The sequence below is a fragment of the Bathymodiolus platifrons methanotrophic gill symbiont genome, assembly GCF_002189065.1.
Lineage (GTDB): Bacteria > Pseudomonadota > Gammaproteobacteria > Methylococcales > Methylomonadaceae > Methyloprofundus.
Genome location: NZ_BDMN01000435.1, coordinates 1 through 4388, shown reverse-complemented (window position 1 = coordinate 4388; position 4388 = coordinate 1). Strand labels below are relative to the sequence as shown.

2 protein-coding genes and 1 pseudogene are annotated in these 4388 nt (G+C 37.4%); 2 read left to right on the top strand and 1 reads right to left on the bottom strand.

The annotated features are described in order from the left end of the window. Positions 1 to 199: pseudogene (locus CDZ78_RS18920) on the bottom strand (IS6 family transposase); the annotation flags it as partial. Positions 200 to 425: 226 nt separating this feature from the next. Between CDZ78_RS18920 and CDZ78_RS18915 the strand changes: the two are divergent. Beyond that, positions 426 to 3077, top strand: coding sequence for a TrlF family AAA-like ATPase (locus tag CDZ78_RS18915; protein ID WP_087871362.1), 2652 nt, complete (start codon positions 426 to 428; stop codon positions 3075 to 3077). An 8-nt stretch (positions 3078 to 3085) separates the two neighbouring features. After that, positions 3086 to 4321, top strand: a complete 1236-nt coding sequence (locus tag CDZ78_RS18910) for an RNA-binding domain-containing protein (RefSeq protein WP_087871361.1) — start codon at positions 3086 to 3088, stop codon at positions 4319 to 4321. The last annotated feature ends 67 nt before the right edge of the window (positions 4322 to 4388 follow it).

The window sequence follows — 4388 nt, the reverse complement described above, 5'->3', positions numbered from 1 at the left end:
GCTTCTTTTTGTGAAATTCTTTCTCTAATTTAGGCGCATACGTGATAACCCAGCGGTTAAGTGTGCTGTGGTCAACATGATAGCCTCGTTCTTCCGCTATTTCTTCAAGATTGCGATAACTGAGTGGGTAAGCCAAGTACCATCTGACATTTAGGAGAATGATCTCTTTTTCAAAGTGGCGCCATTTGAAACTAAGCATTTGAGAATTCCTGATATAGAGATTTAAACTTAATGATAGCAGATAACCTGGGGAAGTGAACTTTATGCGACAGAACCTTATGCACTTAATTATACGAATTCAGGACACAACATTTGGTACCTTTATGGGATTAGACCCAAATTAGGCTGTAAAATACAGTGAAAGTGAAGGTTCAATAATTAATGAGGTAAAAGATGAATAATTCAGCATTGGGAGGATTGTAACAATGGGACATACGCAAGCTAAATTCTGGAAGTGTGCATTACAGGTTAATCCAGCGAGTTATATTTCATATCGTGGGCAGGAACAGCAGCTATCAGAAACAGACTATAATCAACAAATGCTTGAAGTCTGTTTACAGGAGAATATCAAGGTCCTTGGTATTGCTAATCACGGTAATATTGATGGTGTAGATGCTATTCGTGATTTGATGAATAAAAATGACATTCTGGTATTCCCTGGGTTTGAAATTGCTTCTAGTGAAAAAATTCATTTTGTTTGTTTATTTTCTGAAGAGGCCACTTCTCAAAAACTAGAACGTTATCTTGGTCATCTTGACTTGTTAGATCCTGAGGAGGGTGTTAGGCCTTCTAGGTTAAGTGCTGAACAGTTAATTGCAAAGGTTAATGACATAGGTGGTTTTATTTATGCTGCCCATTGCACTTCAGAAAATGGTTTGCTAAAAAAAAGATTTAAACATATATGGATACTTTTAGGTTTAAAAGCCGCTCAAATACCTGGTTCTGTTGAAGACCTTAAAACTGTTGAAGATGGATTCTATCGAAAAGTTATTCGTAATAAAGAGGTCGCATATAAGCGAGAATTACCAATAGCTATTATTAATGCCAAGGATATAGAAACGCCAGAAACTTTAAAAGATCTAAGAGCCTCTTGTCTTATCAAGATGACTGAGCCAAGTTTTGAATCATTTAAGTTAGCTTTTCAGGATACTGAATCTCGAGTGAGATTAAATAGTGACGTGGAAGAAAAATATTATTCTCAGATTAAATCCTTGAAGGTAACGGGTGGTTATCTGGATGGTCTTGATATTAAATTTTCTGAGCACCTGAATGCGGTAATCGGTGGTCGTGGAACGGGTAAAACTACCTTGCTGGAATGTATTCGTTATGTTCTTGAATTGGAGCCTATTGGTATTAATTCTCAGAAACAACATAAGGACATTATCAAAGAGAATTTGGGGAAATCTAAAGCTAGGGTTGAGCTAACTATCCGATCATCAACGATGAATGGTAAGAAGTTCACTATTGCACGGCGATACGGAGAAAGTTGCAGTGTAAAGGATGAAAATGATGATATTTCATCCTTTACACCTGCTGACTTGATGCCAGAGATTGAGCTATATGGACAAAATGAAATTTATGAAATTGCCCAGAATTCAGTCTCGCAAAGAAAATTACTAGCTCGATTTCTTGAGGCGAGACCAACTGATAATGAAGGGAAAATAAAAGAAACCCTAAAGCTACTGTCTGAAAACAGATTGAAACTTGAAAGTGCATTAAAATATATAGCTTCTACTGAGGATGAATTATCTCGCTTACCAAAGCTAGAAGAGCAAGTTAATCAGTCTAAATCTCTTGGACTTGAGGATAAGCTGAAAGTTATTCCTTTTTTAGAAACAGAAAAGCGATTGCTTAAGCGTACTTCAGAAGAGGAAATAGATAGTCTTGAACAGGCTTTTTTAGCTATTCAGGATGTTTTACCTGACACCGTTTTTTTAAGTGATAAAACACTGGATAACCTTCCTCATTCTGATGTTTTGAAAAATATCAGAACGGAACTTGATAAGTTGAAAGTTGATACAGAGGATATTGTGATCCAGTGGAAAAAAGCGTTTAACGTATCAAAAACAACTATCAATTATTCCATCAATGAGTTAAATATTGGTATCAAAGAAGAAGAAGAGAAATTGGAGAAAACTTATAAAGAGTTGCCGTCTAGTGAAGGTAAGAGTGGTAGAGAAATTGGATTGGAATCTCAGCATTTATTGAAAGAGGTTGAGAGAATCAAGCAGAAGCAGGCCTTAGCGACTACGCAGAAGGCGGTTGTAGACGAGCTGGAGCTAAAACGCAAAAAGTTATTAACTGAGTTGTCTGAATACCAGGTTGCGCGATCTTCACAGTTTGAGCGTTCACTCAAAAAACTAAATAAAAAGCTGAAAGGCAAGTTAAAACTTACCGTTAAGCCTGAAGCTGACAGAACACCCATTGTAGAATTTTTGATGAAGTGTAATTTAGATTCGGTGGGTGAAAAGCGCTTAGATTGGATAAAATATCAGGATGATTTTTCTACTGTAAAACTTGCAGAGTTGATTCGATCAGGAACAGAGGCTTTAGTTGGGTGTGGCTGGGAGATTACGCATACCGTTGCAAATGCATTGGTTAAATTGAGCCAATCTCATATTTTGCAGTTAGAAGAGGTGGGATTGCCTGATGTCATTAGTATTGAGCTAAATGTTGCCCATGAGGGTGAGGAAAACTTTAGGATTTTGGATAAGTTATCAACTGGTCAACAGTGTACTGCTATTTTACACCTTTTATTACTTCAGAATGTAGATCCGTTAATTATGGATCAACCAGAAGACAATCTGGATAATGCTTTTATTGCTGATAGAATTGTTGCTGAGTTGCGTATGGCTAAGATTAGCCGTCAATTTATATTTGCAACACATAATGCCAATATACCTGTTTTTGGAGATGCTGAGTGGATTGGTGTTTTTGATTCGTTTGAAGGACAGGTAAGTATGCCTAATGAGTCACAAGGGGCAATTGATGTGCCTAAGGTTCGTGATAAGGCGGCAAGTATTTTGGAAGGTGGAAAAACGGCTTTTAATCAACGTAAAGTTAAATATGGATATTGAGGTGTTGTATGCTTAAAACTGAATTGTTGGAGATTATTGCAAACGGTGAAAATTCGGGGGTCGAATTTAAGCGCGATGATATTCGACCAGAACAATTAGCTAAAGAAATTGTTGCCCTAGTTAATTTTCAGGGTGGTCAGATAATTCTTGGTGTGGAGGATAATGGTACTATCTTAGGTTTACGTAGACCTAATGCTGAAGAGTGGGTGATGAATGTTGTACGCGATAAAATTCATCCTCAAATATTGCCATTCTATGAGAAAATTAAAATAGATGATGGTGTTTTTGTTGCAATTATTACTTTCCCTTTAGGTATTTCTAAACCTTATGTTTTGAGAGATCGCGGGGAAGAAAAAGTATTTATTCGTATTGGTTCTACCTCTCAATTAGCGACACGAGAACAACAGATGCGTTTGTTTGAATTAGGTGGAATGTTGCATACAGAGGTGCTGCCTGTCGCAAGGACTAATTCTGATTGCCTTGATAGATCTCGTTTGGAGAACTATCTGAGCGATATTTTGCAAGACCCTGATATTCCTAAATCGGATGATGACTGGGAAATAAGGTTGGCTGGCTTAGGCTTTTTGAATGAGCCTAATGGTTTATGCTCCGTTGCTGGTTTGCTTCTTTTTGGGAAAAACCCAAGACAATACCTTAAACAGGCTGGCTTACGAGTCTTTGCTTTTGATGGTGAAGATAAGGAATATAAGGCTAATTTGGATTTAATTATTGGCGCACCGTTGGTTGGCCGATGGGATGTAACCGAGTCTGTAAAACAATTAATTGATAATGGCCTTATTGAAAACTTTATTGAGCAGGTTAAGCCCTTTATTACACAGGAAGTGGATGAAATTGATGAGGATTTTAGAAGGGAGCTTGAGTGGTTTTATCCATCTGGTGCTGTTAGAGAAGCCCTTATTAATGCATTAGCACATAGAGATTGGACGCGTTTTGTGGATATTGAAGTGGGTATTTATTCTGATCGGTTAGAAGTTATTAGTCCTGGTGCTCTACAAAACTCAATGACGGTTGATAAAATGGTGTTGGGACAAAGATCACCTAGAAACCCCGTTATTATGGAGGTATTGCGGGATTATGGGTATGTAGATGCCAGAGGGATGGGGGTAAGAACTAAAATGATCCCACTAATGAGGAAATTTAATCATTGTGATCCTGTATTTGAATTGACGGATGATTATTTAAAAACAATTTTATTTAGAAAAGGGTTCTGTCGCAAAAAATAAATATTTGTGTAAAAAAAGGTTCTGTCGCATAAAGTTCACTCGCTGTCAGCCCCGGACGGGATGATAG